The organism is Rathayibacter sp. VKM Ac-2803 (assembly GCF_009807175.1).
Taxonomy (GTDB): domain Bacteria; phylum Actinomycetota; class Actinomycetes; order Actinomycetales; family Microbacteriaceae; genus Rathayibacter.
On sequence record NZ_WUCD01000001.1, the window covers coordinates 850,090 to 873,401 of the forward strand.

The window sequence follows — 23,312 nt, forward strand, 5'->3', positions numbered from 1 at the left end:
AACACCGCAGCGACGGGCCCCGGCCCGCCGCCGACAGGAGGACCATGACCGAGGAACGATTCACGACGACCAACTCCGGAGCACCGGTCGCCAGCGACGAGCACTCGCTGAGCGTCGGAGCCGACGGCCCCCTCGCGCTCCACGACCACTACCTCCTCGAGAAGCTCGCGCAGTTCAACCGCGAGCGCATCCCCGAGCGGGTCGTCCACGCCAAGGGCGGCGGAGCGTTCGGTCGCTTCGTCACCACCGGCGACGTCAGCGCGTACACCCGCGCCGCGCTCTTCCAGCCCGGGGTCGAGACCGAGATGCTCGCGCGCTTCTCCACCGTCGCCGGCGAGCAGGGCTCGCCCGACACCTGGCGCGACCCGCGCGGCTTCGCGCTGAAGTTCTACACGAGCGAGGGAAACTACGACCTCGTCGGCAACAACACCCCCGTCTTCTTCCTCCGCGACGGCATCAAGTTCCCCGACTTCATCCGCTCGCAGAAGCGCCTCCCCGGCTCGCACCTGCGCGACCACGACATGCAGTGGGACTTCTGGACCCTCTCGCCCGAGTCGGCCCACCAGGTCACCTGGCTCATGGGCGACCGCGGTCTCCCGAGCTCGTGGCGCCACATGGACGGCTTCGGCTCGCACACCTACCAGTGGATCAACGCGGCCGGTGAGCGCTTCTGGGTCAAGTACCACTTCAAGACCGACCAGGGCATCGAGATCCTCAGCCAGGAGCAGGCCGACCAGATCGCCGGAGAGGACGCCGACTTCCACATCCGCGACCTGTCCTCGGCGATCGACCGCGGCGACTTCCCCTCGTGGACCCTCTCCGTCCAGGTCATGCCGTACGAGGACGCGAAGAGCTACCGGTTCAACCCGTTCGACCTCACCAAGGTCTGGCCGCACGCGGACTACCCGCTGATCGAGGTCGGCTCGATGATCCTCGACCGCAACCCCGAGAACTACTTCGCGCAGATCGAGCAGGCCGCGTTCGCGCCGTCGAACTTCGTGCCCGGCATCGCGGCGAGCCCCGACAAGATGCTGCTCGCCCGCATCTTCAGCTACGCCGACGCGCACCGCTACCGCGTGGGGACGAACCACGCCCAGCTGCCGGTCAACGCGCCGAAGTCGCCGGTGCACTCCTACTCGAAGGACGGGCCCATGCGGTTCGACTTCCAGAAGGCCGAGCTCCCGGTCTACGCGCCCAACACCACCGGAGGCGCGCACGCCGATCCCGCGCGCGCCGCGGAGTCGACGGGCTGGGAGAGCGACGGCGAGCTCACGCGCGCCGCGGCGACCCTCCACCCCGAGGACGACGACTTCGGTCAGGCCGGGACCCTCTACCGCGAGGTCCTCGACGACGCCGCGAAGGCCCGTCTGGTCTCGAACATCGCCGGTCACGTCTCGAAGGTGACCCGTCCCGAGCTGCGTCAGCGCGTGCTCCAGTACTGGGCGAACGTCGACAGCTCGCTGGCGCAGCGCGTCGCCGAGGCACTCGAGCCGTCCGCTCCCGGCGCCGACGTCTCGCCCGAAGAGGTCGGCATCGGGGCCTGATCCCGAGCCGATGACCTCGGGTCGCCGACCGCGAGTCGTCGACCCGACGCACAGAGTGCGCGGTGCCGGGCTGGACCCCGGCACCGCGCGAGTCCGACGAACCCCTCCCGTGAAAGAAGAGACATGTCCATCGAACGACCCTCAGAGTACGTCCCCTCCCCGATGTGGGGCTCCTACGTCACGACGACCGCGGTGATCCCGAACCGGGTCGGCCGCTACACCGACGCGCAGCCCGCCCGCCCGCGGGTGTCGCGCGAGCACGCGGTGGCGACCGGCGCGGTGGCGCTGCCCTCGACCTGACCTCCGCGTCCGCGGACCACGATCAGCGGACGGTGCGGGCTGTCGCGTGCGGCCCCGCACCGTCCGCTTCCCTCCGCCCTCGCGGCGGTGGGCCGGTCAGGCGCCCGCCGCGTGCCGAGAGGCCCTTCGCGCGCTCGGCCACCAGAACGCGTCGCCGGTGAGGAAGACGAGTGCCGGCACCAGGACCGTGCGCACGACCAGCGTGTCGAGCAGCACGCCGATGCAGACGATCACGCCGATCTGCGTGAGAGCCACGACCGGCAGCACGCCGAGCACGGCGAACACCGCCGCGAGCAGGATGCCCGCGCTCGTGATGACCCCGCCGGTCGACGACAGCGCGCGCACCATCCCCTCGCGGGTGCCGTGCGCGGAGCGCTCCTCGCGGGCCCGGGTCACGAGGAAGATGTTGTAGTCGACTCCCAGCGCCACCAGGAACAGGAAGGCGAACAGCACCACGTTCGCGTCGAACGCGGGGAATCCGAGCAGCCCGCGGAAGAGCAGGTTCGCGGCTCCGAGACTCGCGAAGAACGTCGCCAGCACGCTCGCGATGAGCAGCACCGGTGCGACGAGCGAGCGCAGCAGCAGCGCGAGGATCAGGAACACGATCGCCAGGATGATCGGGATGATCAGGCCCTGGTCGCGCTCCGACGCCGACTGCGTGTCGAGCGCCGTGGCGTCGCTGCCGCCGACGAGGGTCTCCGAGACCGGGCCGGTCGCGTCGGCGTAGGCCGCCCGCAGGGCGGTGATGGTCGCGAAGCTCTCGGCGCTCTCGGGTTCGGAGGCGAGGACGAGGCTCACCGAGGTCAGTCCGTTCGCGCTCTCGCCGGGCCGGACCGACTCGACCCCGGGGGTGTCCTCGGCGAGGGCGGTCGCCTCGGCGACGGCGTCGTCGGGTGCCAGCACAGTGGTCTGCGCGGTGAGGCCGGCATCGAAGGACTCGTCGATCACGACCTGGGCGCGCACCGACTCGGGGTCGCCGAGCAGCTGGTCGGTCTGCGAGAGCCCGACCTTCGCGCCGACGAGTCCGAGCGAGAGCAGTGCGACACCGAGGGTGGCGACGATCGCCACGCGACCCGGACGTCGTGCCACCGCCCGGCCGAGCCGGGTCCACAGCCCGTCCTCCCGAGTGCGTCCGACGGAGGCGTCGCCCTGCGGTCTCGGCACGAACGGCCAGAAGAGTCCGCGCCCGCAGAGCACCAGGGCACTGGGGAGCACTACGAGCGCGAACACGATCGCGATCACCACGCCGACGGCGCACGCGAAGCCGAGGGCGCGGTTGCCGGCGAGCTCGGCGAGCAGCAGGGTGAGCAGGCTGAGCGCGACCGTCCCTCCGCTGGCCGCGATCGCCGGGCCGGCGCTGCGGACGGCGGTCGCCATCGCGCGGTGCCGGTCCTCCTCGTGGAGCAGCTCCTCCCGGTAGCGGGCGACCAGCAGCAGGGCGTAGTTCGTCCCTGCGCCGAAGACGAGCACCGAGAGGATGCCGCTCACGGACGCGTCGATCGACACGCCGACCGCCTCGGCCAGGGCGGAGACCACGATCCGGGCGAGTCCGTCGGCGACGCCGACCACCGCGAGGGGGACGATCCAGAGGATCGGGCTGCGGTAGGTCGCGATGAGCAGGACCGCCACGACGATCACGGTGACGAGCAGCAGGCGGACGTCGGCGCCCGCGAAGGCGTTCGAGATGTCGGCCTGGAACCCGACCGCTCCGGTCAGGTAGCTGTCGAGGCCGGCCGGGAGGTCGGCGGAGCCCGCCGCTCGCAGCCGGTCGGCGATCGACTCGACGTCGGCCTCGACGTCGGACGCCGGCAGAGGGACGGCGACGAGTGCGGCCCGACCGTCGTCGCTGAACTGCGGTCGGACCGCCTCCGGAGTCGTCGACAGCGTCGCGAGCTCGGCCGCGCGCTCGCCGATGGCCGCGGTGTCGTCGTCGGTGAGGCCGCTGTCGCGGTTCCAGAGGACGACCCCCGCCGTCGCATCGGCCGAGGGGAACTCCTCGAGGAGCGCGGCGACCTTCGCCGACGGAGCCGAGTCGGGCAGCCCCGACTGCGGGAAGCCGGACTCGCCACCGGAGGGCAGCAGGGCGAGGAGGGCTCCGACGGCGACGACCGCTGCGAGGACGGTGATCCAGGCGCGACGCCGGGAGCGGACGAGCAGTGCGAGGGGGGACATGGTTCTCCTCGGGGCGGGGCGTGGAATTAGTCAGCCTACTGACTAATAATGCCGCACCGCCCTCATCCGGGGAAGCCGAGCCGTCGCCGCCAGTCGGCCAGCACCTCTCCGCTGACGTCGAAGAGCTCGGTCCCCCGGTGCGGTGCGTCGATCTCGGTGCTCGTCACCCGGACTCCGTGCGACAGCACCTCGACGATCGATGCTCCGGAGGCGGCCACCGACCTCTCGTGCGCCGGCCCGGCGAGGACGTCGGTGCGGTTCGCGGCTCCGGGGGCGACGACGACCGGCGCCGGAGTCGTCGTGTCGATGAAGGCGTGGTGCCAGTGACCCGAGAGCACGGCGAGGATCCGCGCGCCGGCGACCGCCTCCCAGAGATCGTGGGGGTTCGCGAGCCCCATCCGTCGGTGCAGGGGAGTGACCGCCTCGATCGGCGGGTGGTGCAGGACGAGCACGGTCGGTCGGAGAGGGTCCGCGCGGAGGCGCTCCCGCAGCCAGGCGAGGGTCGCCTCGGTCAGCAGCCCCCATGACGGTCCGCCCGGAACGGAGGAGTCGAGTGCGAGGATCCGGACGCCGCGCACCTCGGTCTCGGTGTTCAGAGCGCCGGTCGATCCGAACCCCTCGCGGACGTCGTGATTGCCGAGCGCGAGGATGAGAGTCGCCTCCCGGTCGGCACACCAGTCCGAGAGCATCGCGCGGAGTGCCGCATAGGACTCGGGGGAGCCGTCGTCGCTCAGATCACCCGAGACGATCACGGCGTCGAGGTCGGGCACCGCGGAGTGGGCCCCGAGCACGGCGGCGAGACTCTCTCGGGTGTCGATCACGCGGTTGTACCGGGCACTCGGATCCCCGAGCAGATGGGTGTCCGAGAAATGGAGCACCCGCAGGGGCCGCTCCGGTGCCGGGTGGAGGATCGCGTCGGCTCGGTCGGCGGCCGCCTCGATCCGCTCGGCGTTGCGCTCGTCCGGTCCGGCGCTCCACGCCAGCGCATCGTCGAGGGTCTTGCCGAAGCGGAGGTGCCGAGCGACGAGGCGACGGCGCCTGACCTCGGGATCGATGCGCAGGTGCAGCGCGAGGTCGAGGAGAGGAGCGACCTCTCCCCAGCCCTCCTCCTCGAGCAGCAGGTAGTTGCCCTCGACGAGGACGACGGTCGCGTCGGAGATCGGGAGGACCGCGCCCTCGGGGATCGGCTCCTCGATGGACCGGTCGAACGACGCGACCCTCAGCACGTCTCCGGGCTCCGCGCGACGGAGGCGTCGGAGGGCAGCCACGAAGCCCGCGGTGTCGAAGGTGTCGGGAGCCCCCATGCGCTCCCGCCGGCCCAGCTCGCGCAGGCGGGCCTGGGACAGGTGGTACCCGTCGAGTCCCAGGACGAGCGCCCCCGGAATCCGTCCTCGCAACTCGGCTGCGAGAGTCGACTTGCCCGCACCGGGCGCACCGGTCACGCCGACGACGAGCAGCCGATGGCCCACCGCGGCGTCGACCACGAGCGCGACGGCCTGGTCGACGGTGCGGAGAACGGGACGCGCGGAGCCGGTGGCGGGGGAGTCGGGATCCATGCGCTCATTCTCCCGATCCGGTCGGACGCGGAGGGGGCGGCAGGAGTGAACGGTGGAGAGACTGCGCGATCCGCGCCTGGGGAGGGGGACCTCCCCGCGACACGCCCGGGATGCTCGATTCCGACTCGTCGTTTGACACGGGGATGATCGCTGCGTAACTTATTCCGAGTCGCCACAAAGGCCGCAGGGAAACGGAAGAACGGGCCTCCTCACGGAGTGCAGTTCCTACGTCCCGGCCTCAATCGGGACCATCCCACCGAAGACAGCTCCTCGGAGCACGTCCTCGCGACGGATGTAAAGCCATCGCAGGACCCCTCGGGTCCAGCCACTTCGCCGCCCGGCGAGAGACCACGGTCTCGGATCGGGCAGTCCTTCACGGGACAACGTCGGAGCGCCTTAGAGCGCGAGGACATGGCGGAAAGGCCGGATTTGACAAGGCCAGCGGGTGTGCTAAGTTATACAAGTTGCCACGGCGGCCGAGAGAATAACTTCTCCAGCTTAGTCGAGTTGCTTGCGAATAACAACCAACAACTGCAACACAATTCGATCACTTTCGTTGTGAAGCGCTTTCTTTGGGCGTGGAGGCGGGGTGTGTCCGATTCTTGAGAACTCAACAGCGTGCACTATGTTCAATGCCAAATAATATATAACCTCGGCCATTGATTCTGTTTCTGCCTTCGGGTGGTTTCGGTTGATTGGTTGGGTTCCTTTGGAAATTGATGTCAGCAATGATGTCGTATTTGCCTTGGTCAAACTTGATTGCCTGCTCTTCGGGGTGGGTGGTCGTAATTTTTTTACGGAGAGTTTGATCCTGGCTCAGGACGAACGCTGGCGGCGTGCTTAACACATGCAAGTCGAACGATGATGCCCAGCTTGCTGGGTGGATTAGTGGCGAACGGGTGAGTAACACGTGAGTAACCTGCCCTTGACTCTGGGATAAGCGCTGGAAACGGCGTCTAATACCGGATACGACCTGCCCCGGCATCGGGTGCGGGTGGAAAGTTTTTCGGTCAAGGATGGACTCGCGGCCTATCAGCTTGTTGGTGAGGTAATGGCTCACCAAGGCGACGACGGGTAGCCGGCCTGAGAGGGTGACCGGCCACACTGGGACTGAGACACGGCCCAGACTCCTACGGGAGGCAGCAGTGGGGAATATTGCACAATGGGCGAAAGCCTGATGCAGCAACGCCGCGTGGGGGATGACGGCCTTCGGGTTGTAAACCTCTTTTAGTAGGGAAGAAGGACTTCGGTTTGACGGTACCTGCAGAAAAAGCACCGGCTAACTACGTGCCAGCAGCCGCGGTAATACGTAGGGTGCAAGCGTTGTCCGGAATTATTGGGCGTAAAGAGCTCGTAGGCGGTTTGTCGCGTCTGCTGTGAAAACCCGAGGCTCAACCTCGGGCCTGCAGTGGGTACGGGCAGACTAGAGTGCGGTAGGGGAGAATGGAATTCCTGGTGTAGCGGTGGAATGCGCAGATATCAGGAGGAACACCGATGGCGAAGGCAGTTCTCTGGGCCGTTACTGACGCTGAGGAGCGAAAGCATGGGGAGCGAACAGGATTAGATACCCTGGTAGTCCATGCCGTAAACGTTGGGAACTAGATGTGGGGACCTTTCCACGGTCTCCGTGTCGCAGCTAACGCATTAAGTTCCCCGCCTGGGGAGTACGGCCGCAAGGCTAAAACTCAAAGGAATTGACGGGGGCCCGCACAAGCGGCGGAGCATGCGGATTAATTCGATGCAACGCGAAGAACCTTACCAAGGCTTGACATATACCGGAAACTTCCAGAAATGGTTGCCCCGCAAGGTCGGTATACAGGTGGTGCATGGTTGTCGTCAGCTCGTGTCGTGAGATGTTGGGTTAAGTCCCGCAACGAGCGCAACCCTCGTTCTATGTTGCCAGCACGTCATGGTGGGAACTCATAGGAGACTGCCGGGGTCAACTCGGAGGAAGGTGGGGATGACGTCAAATCATCATGCCCCTTATGTCTTGGGCTTCACGCATGCTACAATGGCCGGTACAAAGGGCTGCGATACCGTAAGGTGGAGCGAATCCCAAAAAGCCGGTCTCAGTTCGGATTGAGGTCTGCAACTCGACCTCATGAAGTCGGAGTCGCTAGTAATCGCAGATCAGCAACGCTGCGGTGAATACGTTCCCGGGCCTTGTACACACCGCCCGTCAAGTCATGAAAGTCGGTAACACCCGAAGCCAGTGGCCTAACCGCAAGGAGGGAGCTGTCGAAGGTGGGATCGGTGATTAGGACTAAGTCGTAACAAGGTAGCCGTACCGGAAGGTGCGGCTGGATCACCTCCTTTCTAAGGAGCATCTGGACACGGCGCCCTCAGGGGCGTGTCGGTTCCAGGCGCCAGATCGAAGCGAATGTCTTCGCTGGTAGCTCATGGGTGGAACATTGAACTGGGTGCTCGATGAGATTCGTCTCGTGTCAGTACGGCCTTCGGGTTGGGAACGCATGGTCGGGTGGAGTTGAGCACATGCACGCTGTTGGGTCCTGAGGGACCGGGCCGGCTGGCTTCTTCGGGAGCGGGTCGGATCTCGAACCTCTGGATCCTTTTCTCATGCCTGGGTGCATGGGGGAGGGATACCGCCCGTATTTTGAGAACTACACAGTGGACGCGAGCATCTTAGATCCGTCACCCTTGCAGGTGTCGGGTCGACAAGATTCGTATGGCGCGGCTTTCGGGCTGCGGTCATGCAAATCATTGGATCTGCAACTTTTTCGAGTTGTAGTTTCTTAACTCATGTGATTAGCAAGTTCATAAGAGCAAACGGTGAATGCCTTGGCATCTGGAGCCGAAGAAGGACGTCGTAATCTGCGATAAGCCTCGGGGAGCTGATAAACGAGCTGTGATCCGAGGATTTCCGAATGGGGAAACCCCGCCAGGCCCCTTGTGGTGACCTGGTGACTCCCGCCTGAATATATAGGGCGGGTAGAGGGAACGTGGGGAAGTGAAACATCTCAGTACCCACAGGAAGAGAAAACAACAGTGATTCCGTTAGTAGTGGCGAGCGAACGCGGAAGAGGCTAAACCGAGCCATGTGTGATACCCGGCAGGGGTTGCATGGTCGGGGTTGTGGGACTTTTCGTCGTGTTCTGCCGAGCACGGAACGTTACAGCGCATCATAGACGAACAGGTTTGAATGCCTGGCCAGAGCGGGTGCGAGCCCCGTAGTCGAAATGGTGTTATGGCGTGAAGAGTATCCCAAGTAGCACGGGGCCCGAGAAATCCCGTGTGAATCCGTCAGGACCACCTGATAAGCCTAAATACTCCCAGATGACCGATAGCGGACAAGTACCGTGAGGGAAAGGTGAAAAGTACCCCGGGAGGGGAGTGAAATAGTACCTGAAACCGTTTGCTTACAAACCGTCGGAGCCTCCTTGTTGGGGTGACGGCGTGCCTTTTGAAGAATGAGCCTGCGAGTTAGTGCTCTGTGGCGAGGTTAACCCGAGTGGGGCAGCCGTAGCGAAAGCGAGTCCGAATAGGGCGATTCAGTCGCAGGGTCTAGACCCGAAGCGAAGTGATCTATCCATGGCCAGGTTGAAGCGACGGTAAGACGTCGTGGAGGACCGAACCCACTTCAGTTGAAAATGGAGGGGATGAGCTGTGGATAGGGGTGAAAGGCCAATCAAACTTCGTGATAGCTGGTTCTCTCCGAAATGCATTTAGGTGCAGCGTTGCGTGTTTCTTGCTGGAGGTAGAGCTACTGGATGGCCGATGGGGCCCAAAAGCTTACTGACGTCAGCCAAACTCCGAATGCCGGTAAGTGAGAGCGCAGCAGTGAGACTGTGGGGGATAAGCTTCATAGTCGAGAGGGAAACAACCCAGACCACCAACTAAGGTCCCTAAGCGCGTGCTAAGTGGGAAAGGATGTGGAGTTGCACAGACAACCAGGAGGTTGGCTTAGAAGCAGCCACCCTTGAAAGAGTGCGTAATAGCTCACTGGTCAAGTGATTCCGCGCCGACAATGTAACGGGGCTCAAGCACGCCACCGAAGTTGTGGCATTGACATTAATGGTAGGCCTTCGTGGTCCAGCCGTGTTGATGGGTAGGAGAGCGTCGTGTGGCGAGTGAAGCGGCGGTGTGAACCAGCCGTGGACGCCACACGAGTGAGAATGCAGGCATGAGTAGCGAAAGACGGGTGAGAAACCCGTCCTCCGGAAGACCAAGGGTTCCAGGGTCAAGCTAATCTTCCCTGGGTAAGTCGGGACCTAAGGCGAGGCCGACAGGCGTAGTCGATGGACAACGGGTTGATATTCCCGTACCGGCGAAGAACCGCCCAAGACAATCCAGTAGTGCTAAGTATCTGAATCCCTTTGATGGATCCCTTCGGGGTGAAGCGTTGGGCCTAGCGTACGACCCCATGCTGGTGCGTTTAGCGTATTAACAGGTGTGACGCAGGAAGGTAGCCGAGCCGGGCGATGGTTGTCCCGGTCTAAGGATGTAGGGCGAACGATAGGCAAATCCGTCGTTCACATAGCCTGAGATCTGATGGGTAGACGCAAGTCGAAATCGGTGATCCTATGCTGCCAAGAAAAGCATCGACGCGAGGTTCTAGCCGCCCGTACCCCAAACCGACTCAGGTGGTTAGGTAGAGAATACTAAGGAGATCGAGAGAATCGTGGTTAAGGAACTCGGCAAAATGCCCCCGTAACTTCGGGAGAAGGGGGGCCTGAGGCGTGAACGGACTTGCTCCGGGAGCGTTCGATGGCCGCAGAGACCAGTGGGAAGCGACTGTTTACTAAAAACACAGGTCCGTGCTAAGTCGCAAGACGATGTATACGGACTGACGCCTGCCCGGTGCTGGAAGGTTAAGAGGAACGGTTAGCCGCAAGGCGAAGCTGAGAATTTAAGCCCCAGTAAACGGCGGTGGTAACTATAACCATCCTAAGGTAGCGAAATTCCTTGTCGGGTAAGTTCCGACCTGCACGAATGGCGTAACGACTTCCCAGCTGTCTCAACCGCGAACTCGGCGAAATTGCATTACGAGTAAAGATGCTCGTTACGCGCAGCAGGACGGAAAGACCCCGTGACCTTTACTATAGTTTGGTATTGGTGTTCGGTGTGGCTTGTGTAGGATAGGTGGGAGACGTTGAAGCGGGCACGCCAGTGTTCGTGGAGTCATTGTTGAAATACCACTCTGGTCACTCTGGATATCTAACTTCGAACCCTGATCGGGTTCAGGGACAGTGCCTGATGGGTAGTTTAACTGGGGCGGTTGCCTCCTAAAGAGTAACGGAGGCGCCCAAAGGTTCCCTCAACCTGGTTGGCAATCAGGTGGCGAGTGTAAGTGCACAAGGGAGCTTGACTGTGAGACTGACAAGTCGAGCAGGGACGAAAGTCGGGACTAGTGATCCGGCAGTGGCTTGTGGAAGCGCTGTCGCTCAACGGATAAAAGGTACCTCGGGGATAACAGGCTGATCTTGCCCAAGAGTCCATATCGACGGCATGGTTTGGCACCTCGATGTCGGCTCGTCGCATCCTGGGGCTGGAGTAGGTCCCAAGGGTTGGGCTGTTCGCCCATTAAAGCGGTACGCGAGCTGGGTTTAGAACGTCGTGAGACAGTTCGGTCCCTATCCGCTGCGCGCGCAGGAAATTTGAGAAGATCTATCCCTAGTACGAGAGGACCGGGATGGACGAACCTCTGGTGTGTCAGTTGTTCCGCCAGGAGCACCGCTGATTAGCTACGTTCGGAACGGATAACCGCTGAAAGCATCTAAGCGGGAAGCCGGCTTCGAGATGAGATTTCCATCCCTTCGGGGGAGAGGCTCCCAGCCAGACGACTGGGTTGATAGGCCGGATGTGGAAGACAGGACTAAAGACTGTCGGAGCTGACCGGTACTAATAAGCCGATAACTTGATAATCACTACACTCATACCGTTGTAAAGGCTGGTAGGAGTGGTCAGAGATTGCTTGCGTCCACTTTGTGGTTCCCAGAATACGGGCACCCCTGCACTGCAAGGTGCGGAACACAACTGAATACACGCATGACGTGTGACCCCAAGATTTGACCATCCGCTCACTGAGCGGGTCGGTCGCCAGGGTTACGGCGGCCATAGCGAGAGGGAAACGCCCGGTCACATTCCGAACCCGGAAGCTAAGACTCTCAGCGCCGATGGTACTGCAGGGGGGACCCTGTGGGAGAGTAGGACACCGCCGGACACCATTCACGATGGCCACCCAGAAATGGGTGGCCATCGCTGTTTAACCAGTCCGTTCGACCGTGCTGCGCCACCCCCGCTCTCCTTCTGCAGAGAGCACGATCCGTGCTTCGCGCCGGGTCGCGAGCTAGGGTGGGGCGGTGCGGCGTCGAGCCGCACACCCTCGCCTCGAGCGAGACAACTCCACAGAGCACCATCACCCAGCACGACGGCAGCGCATCACCACGACAGGCGAGGAACGCATGGACGACTCAGGATCCGACCGCAAGGACCGCGGAGGCGACGAGCGCGACCAGCGCCCGCCGCGCGCCGGCCGTTCCGACCGACCCGCCTCCGGTGGTCAGGCTCGGCGAGGCGACGACCGTCCTGCCCGTGATGGTGCCTCCCGTCCCCGCGGGGATGGAGACTCCCGTCCCCGACGTGACGGTGACTCCGCTCCTCGTCGTGATGGCGACTCGCGTCCGCGCCGTGATGGCGACTCGCGTCCGCGCCGTGACGGCGATGCGGCTCCCCGCCGTGAGGGTGGATACCCCCCTCGTCGTGACGGCGACTCCGCTCCTCGTCGTGACGGCGATTCGCGCCCCCGTCGTGATGGCGACTCTGCTCCGCGTCGTGAGGGCGGTTATCCGCCCCGTCGTGATGGCGACTCTGCTCCGCGTCGTGAGGGCGGTTATCCGCCCCGTCGGGATGGTGACTCTTCTTCTCGTCGTGAGGGCGGTTATCCGCCCCGTCGTGATGGTGACTCTTCTTCTCGTCGTGAGGGCGGTTATCCGCCCCGTCGTGACGGCGACTCCGCTCCTCGTCGTGACGGTGAGTCGCGGCCCCGTCGTGAGGGTGGCTATCCGCCCCGTCGTGACGGCGACTCCGCTCCTCGTCGTGACGGTGACTCGCGGCCCCGTCGCGAGGGCGGTTACCCGCCCCGACGCGATGGTGATTCTGCTCCTCGTCGTGAGGGCGGTTACCCGCCCCGACGCGACGGAGACTCGCGGCCGCGCGGCGATGCCGGCTCGAGGCCGTCGCGCGACGGCGACTCGCGCGGAGGCCGTGGCGACTCGGCACCCCGCTGGGACGACCGGCGCGGAGGCGGCGACCGCCAGGGCGGAGCAGGTCGCGGCGGATTCGCCGGCCGCGGCGGCCCGCGCGAGGAGCCGGAGATCTCGGAGGAGGAGCGCGAGCGCCGTTCGCTGCAGTCAGTGCGCCCGCGCCACGACGACCCCGAGCTGCCCGACGACGTGCAGGCGAAGGACCTCGACCGCGGAGCGCGCAACGAGCTGCGCACGCTGACGAAGGAGAACGCCGAGTGGGTCGCCATGCACCTGGTGATGGCCGGTCGTCTGCTCGAGGAGGATCCTGAGCTCGCGCACCGGCACGTCCTCTCGGCGGCCCGTCGCGCCGGGCGGATCGCGATCGTGCGCGAGTCGCTCGCGATCTCGGCCTACGCCATCGGCGACTACGCGCTCGCGCTGCGTGAGCTGCGGACCTATCGGCGGATCTCCGGGTCGGACGAGCAGGTGCCGCTCATGGTCGACAGCGAGCGTGGAGTCGGCCGGCCCGACAAGGCGCTCGAGCTCGGACGCTCGATCGACCGCACCGCGCTCAGCCCCGGCGCGCAGGTCTCGCTCGCGATCGCCATGTCGGGGGCGCGCCTCGATCTCGGTCAGACCGAGCTCGCGCTGATGGAGCTCGAGATCCCGCAGCTCGAGCCGGATCGAGCCTTCTCGTACAGCCCGCCGCTGTTCGCCGCCTACGCACTCGTCCTCGAGGAGCTCGGGCGCACCGAGGAGGCGGCCACCTGGCAGCGTCGCGCCGACATCGCCGAACGCGCGGTCTTCGCCGCCGAGAGTGGCGGTGACGACGAGACGATCGAGGTCATCGAGGAGGAGAGCGACGATCTGCTCCCCGAGCCGGCCGCACAGGAGGTGGCCGACATCGAGGATCAGCCGACGGAGGAGCCTGACGACGCGATCGTCACGGACGACGACGCGGTCACCCCCGAGGCCGACAGCGCGCACATCGAGATCTCCGACGCCGAGATCGCCGACGCCGAGACTCCCGATGGCGCGACCCCCGACGCCGGAACCCCCGACGCCGACGCTCCGGACCCCGAGATCCCCGACACCGCCGAGGAGGCGCACGATGTTCCGCAGCGCGAAGACTGACCCCACCCCGCTCGACGGGCGCGACGCCGTCCTCGCCGATCTCGACGGCGTCGTCTACAAGGGCGCCGACGCGATCCCGTACGCCGTGGACAGCCTGAACAGCGCCGGCGAGTCGCTCCGCGTCGGGTACATCACCAACAACGCCTCCCGCACCGATGTCTCGGTCGCCGGGCACCTGTCCGACCTCGGGCTCGTGGTGCGCCCGGAGGACGTGGTCACCTCGCCGCAGGCGGCCGTCGTGCTGCTGGCCGACCTCGTGCCGGCCGGCTCGACCGTCCTCGTCGTCGGCGGCGAGGGACTGACCACCGAGGTCGAGCGCGCGGGATTCACGGTCACGCGCAGCGCCGAGGAGTCGCCCGCCGCCGTGATCCAGGGCTTCGCGCCGACCGTCGGCTGGGAGCAGCTGGCCGAGGCCTCGTTCGCGCTGCACACCGGGATCCCGTGGGTCGCGACGAACACCGACTGGACGATCCCCGTCGCCCGCGGCATCGCTCCCGGCAACGGCACCCTGGTGTCGGCCGTGCACACCGCAGTGGGTCGCCTCCCCGTCGTCGCCGGCAAGCCGGAGCGCGCGATCTTCGACGCCGCGACCGCGCGGTTCGGCTCGACGAATCCGCTCTTCATCGGCGACCGCCTCGACACCGACATCGCGGGTGCCAACGCGGCCGAGATGGCCAGCGCCCACGTCCTCACCGGCATCGACCGCGCGAAGCAGCTGCTGGCCGCCGAGCCGAAGCTGCGTCCGCAGTACATCCTCGGCGACCTGCGCGAGCTGCACCTGCCCTACCCGGCGACGACGATCGCGAAGAACGGCACGCACTCGGTGCGCTCGGCGAAGGTGCGACTCGAGGGCGACTCCGTCGTCATCGTCAGCGCGGGCGACGACGCGACCGATCTCCTCCGCGCCGCCTGCTCGGTGATCTGGAGCTCGGGTCGCGCGATCTACGGGCTCGACGTCCCGGAGTCGCTCTACAGCTGAGTCGCGGGCTCCTCCGCGTCGCCGCGCAGGAGGAGCCCGTTCAGGCGACCGGCGAGCAGCACCGCGCCCAGCGCGACGACGGCGCCGTAGACGAAGATCGCGCCGAACACGGCCGCCCCGCCTCCGATCAGACCGGTCACGGTCGCGGCGATCAGCCCGGTCAGCGCGAGCGAGACCGATCCGCCGGTCGAGTCGCCGATCTGCAGGGCCGAGCTGTTGAAGCCCTCGCGCCCCGGCGCCGACAGGGCGAGGGTCAGCGTGCCCATCCGCGGGAACATCGCGCCCATCCCGCCGCCCGCGACGAACCAGCCGACTCCCGCGACGATCGGCGAGAGGGTGAGCGCGACCGTGATCACGACGATCAGGATGCCCGCCAGCAGCAGCGCCGTGCCCAGTCGCATCGCGTTCCCGTGCGACAGCCGGGTGCCGGGGCGGCCCTGGAGGTTCGAGCCGAGCGCCCACGAGACCGCGCCCGCCGTCAGCGTCGCGCCCGAGAGCCACGGCGGCAGGCCGTACTGCTCGCTCAGCAGCAGCGGGAGGTAGACCTCGGTCCCGAAGAAGGCGGCGGCGACCAGCGCTCGGAGCAGCACCGTCGACGGCAGCACTCCGCGCGCCAGCAGGGTCCCGGCGGGCAGGAGCGCCCGCACCGCCACCACGACCACGACGATCGCTCCGGCGGCGAGGAGTGTCGACAAGGCGGGCGCGATCTCGGCGCTCGTGCTGAGCACGACGACTCCGGCTGCGACGACGACGGCGCGGGCCACCCGGCCGACGGCGCCGCGATCGAAGGGGCGCAGCTCCTGCGGTTCGAGCGCGCGGAGGGTCGGAGCGATCACCGCGCTCGCGACCCCCACCAGCACGACGACTCCGAGGAACACCCAGTGCCAGCTCGCCAGCTCGGCGACGAGGCCGGCGGCGAGCGGACCCACGAGGGAGGGGATCACCCAGGCGGCGGCGAAGGCGCCGAAGATCCTCGGGTGCAGATCGGCGGGGAACACCCGGGCGACGAGCACGTAGAGGGTGACGGTGATGCCTCCGCTGCCCAGGCCCTGCAGCAGTCGTGCCGCGACGAACACGCCCATCGACGTCGCGGTGCCGGCCGCGATCAGGCCGATCGCGAAGAGCAGGATCGCGGTGACGAGCGCGGGCGTGGGTCCGCGCCGATCGGCGGACGAGCCCGCGGCGACCATCCCGACGACGGCCGCCGCCAGTGTCGCGGCGAAGGCGAGCGGGTAGAGTGCGCGGCCGTCGAGGTCGGCGCTGACGATCGGCATGATCGTCGTCACGGCCAGCGCCTCGAACGCACTGAGGAACACCAGGCTGGTGGTTCCGACGGTGGTCAGGAGGAAGGGAGCCGAGGTGATGCCGCGGCGATCGTCGGAACGCACCCGCTCCACACTACGCCGAGCGGTCAGCGGTAGACGGCCCAGTCGTCCTTCGCGAGGACGGTGCGTGCTCCGTCGATCTCGACGACCCAGCCGGCGTCGTCGCGCTCGAGGTAGCGGCCCTGCACGATCTCGGGCGCCCAGCCGCCGTCGCGGGACGAGACCCAGCGAACGAAGCGCACGGTGCCTCCGCGGCGGAAGAGGGTTCCGTTGTTGTCGCTCACGAGGAGGCCTCCGATCGGTCGGGCTCGGGGATGAGATGGAGTCCGCTCCTGCTGTGGGCGGCCTCGGACAGCGCGCGGAGCCACTGGGTGTTGAGCTCGGTGACCCGGGAGTCGTACTCGTAGCGGGTGGCGATCGTCGGGTGCATCCAGAGCTCGGTGCGGCATGCGGCGTGCTCGTCGTCGATCACGAGGAGGACGCCCTCGCCGCGGCGGTACCGCGAGGTGATGACGCGCTGCAGGTGCGCGAGCGCACGATCGTCGAAGGGGTGCGCGCTGGACGGCGCACCGTAGAGGAGGCGTCCCATGCTCTGCTATCCCTCCGTGCTGCGCGAGAACGCGGCGCGCTCGCTCTTTTCGAGTCTAGGGAGTGGTTGAGCGCCTTAGCTAAGTCCCGGAAGGCGCACTGCGTTTGCGGAACACGCGGGCCGGCATCGCGGAGAAGTGGTTCGATGGCGGAGGCGAGTTCCCGACCGGGGCGCCACCCCGACGCCTCGGAAGGCGCGATGCCATGGACGATCGACCCGACCTGTACGCGCTGCTCACCCGCCTGCGCTCGGCCGAACGCGACTACGACGGCCGGGTGGAGCGCCGTCTCGGGATCGGCACCACCGACCTCGCTGCGCTGCGTCTGATCGGGATGGGAGCGGCCGACGACGAGATCGTGCGCGGCGTCGACCTCGCGAACGCGCTCAAGATCACGACCGCCGCGGTCTCGCTCCTGGTCGACCGCCTCGTGCGGGCCGGCTACGTCGCCCGCGAGCCCGATCCCTCCGACGGCCGGGGCCGCATCCTCTGCCTGAGCGAGAGCGCCCAGAGGGCGATCAGCGAGACCGACGCGCCGACCTACGGTGCGATCCGGACGCTCGCCGACGGGATCCCCGACGAGGAGGCGGTGCGCTTCGGCGCGCTGCTCGACGGGGTCAGCCGGATCCTCGAGGAGCAGCCGGAGAGCTGAGCGGCACGCGCTCCCCCGACCGTCAGCGGGTCAGGCGGTCGATCAGCTCGCGGTAGCGGGCCGCGGTGCGCTCGACGATCTCGTGCGGCAGGGCGGGCGGCGTGCCCTGGCCGTCCCACTCGCTCGAGAGCCAGTCGCGGACGATCTGCTTGTCGAACGACTCGCCGCGGCGGCCCGCGTCGTACGCCTCGGCGTCCCAGTAGCGCGAGGAGTCGCTGGTGAGCACCTCGTCGGCGAGCGTGACGACTCCCGAGGCCGGCTCGACGCCGAACTCGAACTTGGTGTCGGCGAGGATGACGCCGCGGGCGAGGGCGATCGCCGCCGCCTCCGCGTAGACGCGCAGCGAGAGGGTGCGCAGCGCCTCCGCGGCCGTGTCGCCGACGATCTCGACGGTGCGCTCGAAGGTGATGTTCTCGTCGTGCTCGCCCTGCGGAGCCTTCCAGGCGGGCGTGTAGATCGGCTCGGGCAGGCGGTCGCCGTCCTGCAGGCCCTCGGGGAGGGCGACGCCGCAGACGGAGCCGGTCGAGCGGTACTCCTTCCACCCGCTGCCCGAGAGGTAGCCGCGCACGACGCACTCGATCGGGAACATGTCGAGCGTCTTCACCAGCATCGCCCGGCCGCGCACGGCCTCCGGGACGTCGCCGGGCAGCAGGTGGTTCGGCACATCCGCCAGCTGCGCGAACCACCAGAGCGACAGCTCGGTCAGCAGCTCGCCCTTGCCGGGGATGCCGGGCTCGAGGACGCTGTCGTAGGCGCTGACGCGATCGCTCGCGACCACGAGCATGCGGTCGGCACCGAGGACGGGGTCGGCGTCGTCGGGCGTGTAGAGGTCGCGGACCTTGCCGGAGTAGGTGTGCTGCCAGCCGGGCAGGGGCGTCTCGGAGTCGAAGGCGGGGGAGTCGTCGCGGGTCACCCGGCCATTGTCCCTGGTTCGCCGTGCGCGCGTGCGGCGCCTGCCGGGAGCTGTCAAGCACGCGCGGTGGTCGCCTCACCGCGCCTAGCGTCGGACCATGACTTCCGAGACTCCGAACGACCAGAACACCGCGAAAGACCAGTACACCTTCGAGGACCCGTCGAAGATGTTCGCCGACATCGACACCGAGGCCCAGTACCAGGAGGGTGCCGGCCTGGATTCGAAGATGGACGACCGCGCCGACCGCGGCGAGGACACCTATCGCGGCTCCGGCCGCCTCGCCGGACGCAAGGCGCTCGTCACCGGAGGCGACTCCGGTATCGGTGCCGCCGTCGCCATCGCCTACGCCCGCGAGGGCGCCGACGTCGCCATCGTCTACCTCCCCGAGGAGGAGTCGGACGCGAAGCAGATCGTCGCCCTGATCGAGGAGGCCGGCCGCACCGCCGTCGCCATCCCGGGCGACCTCACCGACCACGACTTCACCGTCGGCGCCGTCGCGAAGGCCGTCGAGGGCCTCGGCGGCCTCGACATCGTCGTCAACAACGCGGGCAAGCAGCAGTTCGTCGAAGACCTGCTCGAGCTCTCGGACGAGCAGTTCGACGAGACCTTCAAGACCAACGTCTACGCGATGTTCTGGCTGATCAAGGCCGCCCTGCCGCACCTCGCGCCGGGCTCCGCGATCATCAGCACCTCGTCGATCCAGGCCTACACGCCGTCGCCGACGCTGGTCGACTACGCCTCGACCAAGGCGACGATCAACACGTTCTCGAAGGCGCTCTCGCAGCAGCTCGCCCCCAAGGGCATCCGCGTGAACGTCGTCGCGCCCGGTCCGATCTGGACCCCGCTGCAGACTGCGGGCGGACAGCCGCCGGAGTCGCTGCCCGAGGTCGGCTCGCAGACGCCGCTCGGCCGCTGGGGACAGCCGTCCGAGCTCGCCTCGGCCTACGTGTTCCTCGCGTCGCCCGAGTCGAGCTACGTGATCGGCGAGACGCTGCACGTCAACGGCGGGATGCCCACGCCGTAACACTCGGCGCCTCACAGAACCCCGGTGGTGCGCGGGAGGCCCGGAGATCCGGCGTCCCCGCACACTGCCGGGGTTCTCGCATTTAGTTGTCGTAACAATGGGTCCGGAGATTCCGATCTGCGAAAGGCTTTCCCCATGACTGATTCCCTGCCGATCCTCGACCTGTCCCGCCTCGACCAGGGGGAGGAGGAGGCCGCCGCCTTCCGCCGCGACCTCCGCGAGACCACCCACGACGTGGGCTTCTTCTACCTCGTCGGCCACGGAGTGCCGCAGGACCTGCTCGACGACGTCGTAGCCGTGTCCCGCCGCTTCTTCGACCTGCCGGAGGCGGACAAGCTCGCGATCGAGAACACGCTGAGCCCGCAGTTCCGCGGCTACACGCGCTTCGGCGCCGAGCTGACCAACGGCGACGTCGACTACCGCGAGCAGGTCGACATCGGCATCGACCGCGACGTCATCGCGCAGGGGCCGGAGGTGCCCGACTACCAGCGCCTCGAGGGCCCGAACCTCTGGCCCGAGGCGCTGCCGGAGTTCCGCACGCTGTTCGAGCGCTGGCACGAGGAGCTGGCCGCGGTGGCGATCCGCCTGCTGCGCACCTGGGCCGTCGCGCTCGACGCCCCGGCCGACGTGTTCGACGAGGCGTTCGCCGAGAAGCCGTTCTCGCTGGTGAAGGTCGTCCGCTACCCGGGCACCTCCGACCCCGAGCCCAAGCAGGGCGTCGGCGCGCACCGCGACGGCGGCGTGCTCACGCTGCTGCTGGTCGAGGAGGGCAAGGGCGGCCTGCAGGTCGAGCACGACGGCGACTGGATCGAGGCTCCCGCGATGCCCGGCGCCTTCGTCGTCAACATCGGCGAGATGCTCGAGCTCGCGACCGGCGGCTACCTCAAGGCGACGCTGCACCGCGTGATCTCGCCGCTGATCGGGACCGACCGCATCTCGATCCCGTTCTTCTTCAACCCCTCGCTCGACTCGACGATGCCGTCCCTCCCGCTGCCGGAGGAGCTCAAGTCGGGGCTGTCGGTCGACCCGACCAACAGCCCGATCCTCGAGACCTACGGCGAGAACGCGCTGCGGTACCGCCTCCGCGCGCACCCGAACGTGGCCGAGGTGCACCACGCCGACCTGCTGGCGCCGACGAGCTGACGCGGGAGGCGTCAGGGGGCCTCGGCGAAGTGCTGACCGAGCGCTGACACTGCGCTGACGGGGCGCTGACAGGGGTCTCGAGAGAGTGGATGCACCGGCGATCGCCGGACCGGCATCCCGGATCTCGACGCGAAGGACCCCACGATGACTCCCCGCACCCGCACCTCCCTCTCCCTGCTCGCCCTGCCCGCCGCGGCGGTCCTCGCCCTCACCGGCTGCAGCGCCGGAGCGGCGCAGGCCGCCTCGGACGACACGGTGACGGCCGCCCCCACGGAGGCCGAGGTGACGGCGCTCTTCGACGAGTGGAACGCCTCCCTCGCCACCGGCGACCCCGAGCAGGTCGACGAGCACTACGCCGAGGACGCCGTCCTCCTGCCGACCGTCGCACCCGGCATCCACGACACTCCCGAGGAGCGGCTCGGCTACTTCGAGTCGTTCCTCGAGAACGAGCCCTCCGGAGTGATCACCGAGAGCGTCGTCCGCGACCTCGGCGAGGGCTACGCCTCGCACTCGGGGCTCTACACGTTCACGATGGGCGCCTCCGGCGATGTCGTGCCGGCCCGCTTCACCTTCGTCTACGCCGACATCGACGGCGAGTGGAGGATCGTCGAGCACCACTCCTCGAAGGAGCCGGTCGCGGAGTGACCGCGACGCCCTCCTCCTGACACCGATGGGACAGTGATCCGTGCGCATCCTGCTCGTGGAGGACGACCCCTCGATCGCGGACTCGCTGACCGAGGGGCTCGAGCGCTACGGCTACGACGTGACGGGCGTGACCACCGGCCAGGAGGCGCTCGACGCCGAGGCGCCGGACGTCGTCCTCCTCGATCTCGGGCTGCCCGACATCGACGGCCTGGACGTCTGCCGGCGTCTCCGCGCCGACTCCGACGTGCCGATCATCGTCATCACGGCCAGGGGCGACGAGATCGACACGGTCGCGGGCCTCGAGGTCGGCGCCGACGACTACGTGGCGAAGCCCTTCGGCGTGCGGGAGATCATCGCGCGGATCCGCGCGGTGACCAGGAGGCGGGGCGCGATCGATGCCGGTCGGAGCGACGCCGCCGCGCCCGCGTTCGTGCTCGGGCGGCTCGGCATCGACGTCGCGGCCCGCCGGGTGCACTCCGACGGCGAGGAGCTCGCGCTGGCGCCCAAGGAGTTCGACCTGCTGGTCGCACTCGCCCGCGGGGCCGGCACGGTCCTCACCCGTGAGGCGCTCATCGACGAGGTCTGGGACAGCCACTGGTTCGGCTCGACCCGCACGCTCGACGTCCACATCTCCGTCCTGCGGCAGAAGCTCGGGTCGGTCGCCGCGATCACCACGATCCGCGGCGTCGGATTCCGCCTGGAGCGCCCCTGATGCGACGCCGACTCGTCGCGTCGTACCTCTTGATCGTGGCGCTCGCGCTCATCGCGTTCACCGTGCCGGTCGCTTTCAACCTCGATCAGCAGCTGCGCGGCGGCCAGCGGGACGTCGCCCTCCGCGAGGCGCGCACGATCGCGGTGCTCCTCGCGCCGGCCACCGACGCCGACCAGGCGACCTCGAGCGGCGCGCGTCTGGCGGTGGAGCGCCTCCGCGCGGAGGTCGAGCGCCAGACCGCCGGCCGGGTCGAGCTGATCGCTGCCGACCGCAGCCCGGTGCTCGGCCGCGAGGTGGCGGGTGCCGACGACGCCGACTTCGCCGCGGCCCTGGCGGGCGAGGAGCGTGCGCGGGTCGTACCGGAGTCGGTCCTCGGCGAGCGGGGCCTGCAGGTGACGGTACCCGCGGCTTCGGAGGAGGGAACCGCCGTCGGTGCGGTGCGGCTGACCCTCCCGACCGCGCCCGTCGACGCTCAGCTGCGCGGGGTGTGGCTGTTCCGGCTCGGAGCCGGAGCGGTCGTGCTGCTGCTCTCGGGTCTCGCCGGCGCCCTGGTGGCGACCTCGCTCCTCCGGCCGCTGCGGTTGCTCGACGGGATGGCGGGGCGGATGTCGCGCGGCGACTTCCGGGCGAGGCTGGACCCCGCCGAGGTGGGCCCGCCCGAGACGCGGAGGCTCGCCGAGACGCTCAACGACGGTGCTCATCGGATCGACGGGCTGCTCTCGGCGCAGCAGTCGTTCGCGGCCGACGCCTCCCATCAGCTGCGGACGCCCCTCACCGCTCTGCGCCTGAGTCTCGACAACCTCCGCGACCGCCTCGGGGATCCGGCCGACCGGCTGGCCGTCGATCGTGCCCTCGGCGAGGCGGGCCGGCTGAGCCGCCTCGTCTCGGACCTGCTGGTCCTCGCGCAGACCCGGGCGTCGTCGCGCCCCCGCGAGCCGGTCGACGTCGCGGCCGTGCTCGAGGCGCGCTGGTCGTTCTGGCAGGCGTCGGCCGAGGAGGCCGGTGCGCGGCTCGACCTCGTCCCCACGTCGGATCTGCAGGCTCTCGTGACTCCCGGGCACCTCGAGCAGGCCGTGGACAACCTGGTCGACAACGCGCTGCGGGAGAGCGCTGGCGGCGGGCGGGTCGTGCTGCGGGCGCGAGCGGAGGAGCACCGGGTGATCGTCGAGATCGTCGACGACGGGCCGGGCATGACCACCGCGGAGCGGGAGCGCGCGTTCGACCGCTTCTGGAGCACGGCGCCGGGCGGCTCCGGCCTGGGGCTCGCCATCGCTCGCCAGCTGGTCGAGCACGACAACGGCGCGATCGAGCTGGTGGACACCCCCGGCGGCGGGCTCACGGCGCGGCTGGTGCTGCGCCATGCGTCCGCCGCCCCGACCGAGAGGGCCCCCGCCCGACCGCGGTGAGCGGTGGGAGGGGGC

At 67.8% G+C, this 23,312-nt stretch carries 17 protein-coding genes and 3 rRNA genes; 14 read left to right on the plus strand and 6 right to left on the minus strand.

The window, feature by feature from the left end:
* The first annotated feature begins 44 nt into the window (after positions 1–44).
* Positions 45–1,544, plus strand: a complete 1,500-nt coding sequence (locus GRS96_RS03960; RefSeq protein WP_159987779.1) for a catalase — start codon at positions 45–47, stop codon at positions 1,542–1,544.
* A 123-nt stretch (positions 1,545–1,667) separates the two neighbouring features.
* Complete coding sequence (locus GRS96_RS03965) at positions 1,668–1,844, plus strand: hypothetical protein (protein WP_159855639.1); 177 nt, start codon at positions 1,668–1,670, stop codon at positions 1,842–1,844.
* Between the two features lie 96 nt (positions 1,845–1,940).
* Here GRS96_RS03965 and GRS96_RS03970 read toward each other — a convergent pair whose 3' ends face one another.
* Both GRS96_RS03970 and GRS96_RS03975 read right to left on the minus strand, forming a co-directional pair.
* The gene (locus GRS96_RS03970; protein WP_159987780.1) at positions 1,941–4,016 is read right to left on the minus strand and encodes an MMPL family transporter; all 2,076 of its coding nucleotides are present in this window, start codon (positions 4,014–4,016) and stop codon (positions 1,941–1,943) included.
* A gap of 62 nt (positions 4,017–4,078) precedes the next feature.
* Complete coding sequence (locus GRS96_RS03975; RefSeq protein WP_159987781.1) at positions 4,079–5,572, minus strand: metallophosphoesterase; 1,494 nt, start codon at positions 5,570–5,572, stop codon at positions 4,079–4,081.
* A 793-nt stretch (positions 5,573–6,365) separates the two neighbouring features.
* Here GRS96_RS03975 and GRS96_RS03980 point away from each other — a divergent pair.
* From GRS96_RS03980 to GRS96_RS04005, 6 genes are all read left to right on the plus strand, one after another.
* Positions 6,366–7,888, plus strand: a 16S ribosomal RNA gene (locus GRS96_RS03980).
* Between the two features lie 451 nt (positions 7,889–8,339).
* Positions 8,340–11,455, plus strand: a 23S ribosomal RNA gene (locus GRS96_RS03985).
* 181 nt (positions 11,456–11,636) lie between these two features.
* A 5S ribosomal RNA gene (gene rrf / locus GRS96_RS03990) occupies positions 11,637–11,753 on the plus strand.
* Together the 16S, 23S and 5S rRNA genes form the textbook arrangement of a ribosomal RNA operon.
* A 335-nt stretch (positions 11,754–12,088) precedes the next feature.
* Positions 12,089–13,036, plus strand: a complete 948-nt coding sequence (locus tag GRS96_RS03995; protein ID WP_159987782.1) for a hypothetical protein — start codon at positions 12,089–12,091, stop codon at positions 13,034–13,036.
* Positions 12,946–13,911: a hypothetical protein gene (locus tag GRS96_RS04000; RefSeq protein ID WP_204162028.1), complete on the plus strand. Its 966-nt coding sequence runs from the start codon at positions 12,946–12,948 to the stop codon at positions 13,909–13,911. Before GRS96_RS03995 ends, GRS96_RS04000 begins: the two co-directional genes overlap by 91 nt.
* Complete coding sequence (locus tag GRS96_RS04005; RefSeq protein ID WP_159859722.1) at positions 13,889–14,890, plus strand: HAD-IIA family hydrolase; 1,002 nt, start codon at positions 13,889–13,891, stop codon at positions 14,888–14,890. The genes GRS96_RS04000 and GRS96_RS04005 overlap by 23 nt, the downstream gene beginning before the upstream one ends.
* On the opposite strand, the gene GRS96_RS04010 is transcribed toward GRS96_RS04005, so the two are convergent.
* Genes GRS96_RS04010 through GRS96_RS04020 form a run of 3 tightly spaced genes read right to left on the minus strand, consistent with a single transcriptional unit; the run spans position 14,881 to position 16,804 of the window.
* A complete protein-coding gene (locus GRS96_RS04010; protein ID WP_236553555.1) occupies positions 14,881–16,278 on the minus strand; it encodes an MFS transporter in 1,398 nt (465 codons plus the stop codon). The genes GRS96_RS04005 and GRS96_RS04010 overlap by 10 nt on opposite strands.
* Before the next feature lie 23 nt (positions 16,279–16,301).
* Complete coding sequence (locus GRS96_RS04015) at positions 16,302–16,499, minus strand: hypothetical protein (RefSeq protein WP_159859719.1); 198 nt, start codon at positions 16,497–16,499, stop codon at positions 16,302–16,304.
* A complete protein-coding gene (locus tag GRS96_RS04020) occupies positions 16,496–16,804 on the minus strand; it encodes a DUF7882 family protein (RefSeq protein ID WP_159859717.1) in 309 nt (102 codons plus the stop codon). The genes GRS96_RS04015 and GRS96_RS04020 overlap by 4 nt, the downstream gene beginning before the upstream one ends.
* 203 nt (positions 16,805–17,007) lie before the next feature.
* Here GRS96_RS04020 and GRS96_RS04025 point away from each other — a divergent pair, with 203 nt between their 5' ends.
* Positions 17,008–17,454 (plus strand): MarR family winged helix-turn-helix transcriptional regulator, encoded by a 447-nt coding sequence (locus GRS96_RS04025; protein WP_159859714.1) that lies wholly within the window; start codon positions 17,008–17,010, stop codon positions 17,452–17,454.
* 22 nt (positions 17,455–17,476) lie between these two features.
* Here the strand turns inward: GRS96_RS04025 and GRS96_RS04030 are convergent, their stop codons facing one another.
* Positions 17,477–18,367, minus strand: a complete 891-nt coding sequence (locus GRS96_RS04030) for a phosphoribosylaminoimidazolesuccinocarboxamide synthase (protein ID WP_159987783.1) — start codon at positions 18,365–18,367, stop codon at positions 17,477–17,479.
* Between the two features lie 97 nt (positions 18,368–18,464).
* On the opposite strand from GRS96_RS04030, the gene GRS96_RS04035 reads away from it, so the two are divergent.
* The 5 genes from GRS96_RS04035 (at position 18,465) to GRS96_RS04055 (ending at position 23,297) form a co-directional block, all read left to right on the plus strand.
* On the plus strand, positions 18,465–19,391 hold the full coding sequence (locus tag GRS96_RS04035; RefSeq protein WP_159859708.1) for an SDR family oxidoreductase: 927 nt from the start codon (positions 18,465–18,467) through the stop codon (positions 19,389–19,391).
* A gap of 135 nt (positions 19,392–19,526) precedes the next feature.
* Entirely contained in the window at positions 19,527–20,534 is a 1,008-nt protein-coding gene (locus GRS96_RS04040) for an isopenicillin N synthase family dioxygenase (protein WP_159859705.1), read from the plus strand.
* Positions 20,535–20,678: 144 nt separating this feature from the next.
* The gene (locus GRS96_RS04045; protein WP_159859702.1) at positions 20,679–21,179 is read left to right on the plus strand and encodes an SgcJ/EcaC family oxidoreductase; all 501 of its coding nucleotides are present in this window, start codon (positions 20,679–20,681) and stop codon (positions 21,177–21,179) included.
* 40 nt (positions 21,180–21,219) lie between these two features.
* Positions 21,220–21,891: a response regulator transcription factor gene (locus tag GRS96_RS04050; RefSeq protein WP_159859683.1), complete on the plus strand. Its 672-nt coding sequence runs from the start codon at positions 21,220–21,222 to the stop codon at positions 21,889–21,891.
* Positions 21,891–23,297 (plus strand): sensor histidine kinase, encoded by a 1,407-nt coding sequence (locus GRS96_RS04055; RefSeq protein ID WP_159987784.1) that lies wholly within the window; start codon positions 21,891–21,893, stop codon positions 23,295–23,297. The genes GRS96_RS04050 and GRS96_RS04055 overlap by 1 nt, the downstream gene beginning before the upstream one ends.
* The last annotated feature ends 15 nt before the right edge of the window (positions 23,298–23,312 follow it).